This is a genomic window from Alkanindiges illinoisensis (assembly GCF_004377485.1).
Classification (GTDB): domain Bacteria; phylum Pseudomonadota; class Gammaproteobacteria; order Pseudomonadales; family Moraxellaceae; genus Alkanindiges; species Alkanindiges illinoisensis_A.
The window spans coordinates 1-1,273 of sequence record NZ_SNTY01000073.1 but is presented as its reverse complement, the minus strand read 5'-3'; the positions used below and the strand labels follow the sequence as shown (position 1 = coordinate 1,273).

General features: G+C 47.9%; 1 pseudogene. It reads right to left on the bottom strand.

The annotated features are described in order from the left end of the window. Window positions 1-27 precede the first annotated feature (27 nt). A pseudogene (locus E2B99_RS12810) lies at window positions 28-1,255 on the bottom strand (IS3 family transposase). Window positions 1,256-1,273: the final 18 nt, after the last annotated feature.

Sequence of the window (1,273 nt, the reverse complement as noted above, 5' to 3'; positions counted from 1 at the left end):
TGTATTAGCCCCTATAAAAACGGACAATTAACTGGCTAATTTCATCGCCAGGAATTCACGAGGTGATTTCATGTTTAACCCGCTGTGCGGATGGCTGCAATTGTAATCCTCTATCCACCTGGGTAAAGCATTTATCACTGTAATGGCATCAGGCAGATCGTTTAAATAAACATAGTCACGCTTGAACGTCTTTACAAATGCTTCAGCCATGCCGTTACTCTGCGGGCTTCTCACCGGTGTGGTACAAATTTCAAAGCCCAGTGCGTGGGCAAATTGCCGGGTTGCCTTGGCAATATAACAGCTGCCGTTATCAGTGAGCCATTCAATCGGGTGAGGTAGATGGTCAACTAAGCCAAAGCGGTTTTCCATACTCGTCACCAATACATCACAGACTATGTCGCTACTAATGCCTGAGGTCGTGGCAAGATAACTGATGACCTCCCGATCGCAACAGTCCAGGCTAAAGATGACCCGTACTTTCTCACCGCTCCAGCATTTGATCTCAAAGCCATCTGATGAGAAGCACTGCTTCGCAAGGGCGTATTGGATACCGGTACAATGACCTGTCCTTCATGGGTTCTGTCATTGCATCGTGGCATGGCTTTAGTGAGCAATAACTGATTGTGCTTCATGATGCGGTAGATCCGTTTAGGATTTACCCGAACAGGATTAAGCCTGTGCTGCTTTAGATGACGGTTGAGATGTGCGGTTACCCGCCGGTAGCCATTACTCGGCCTGGTGTGACAGATCTGCTCAATGATCGGCAATAGTAACTGATCATCAGCCCTGCAGTAGCGGGTACGCGGCACTGGCGGTGGCTGCTTTAGACACTGATACAGATTAGATCTGGACACCCCTAATGCATGGGCTATTTGTCCGATCGGGTACTGTCCGGCGGTGACAAGACAATGGGCGAGATGAACTTTTTTGCAGCGGCAATCTCCAGTGCATCTTTTAAGATCTCAGCTTCGACAGTCTTGCGACCCAGCATTTGTTCAAACTGCTTTACTCTTTTAAGTAAGGCTTGATATTCGCTAGCACTCACCACCTGATCATTGGTTTGCACGGCAACAATACCCCCTTGTTGCATGAGTTTCTTCCATTTAAACAGTAAACTTGGGGCAATACCCTATTGCCGGGCAACTGCTGATACCGATGAGCCCACCTGCATACTCAAGGCAACACACTGGGCTTTTTGTTCGGCAGTATAGCGACGGCGACGCTGGTTGAATGTGATAACTTCGATATGACTCATAAGACACTCCTTAATCCT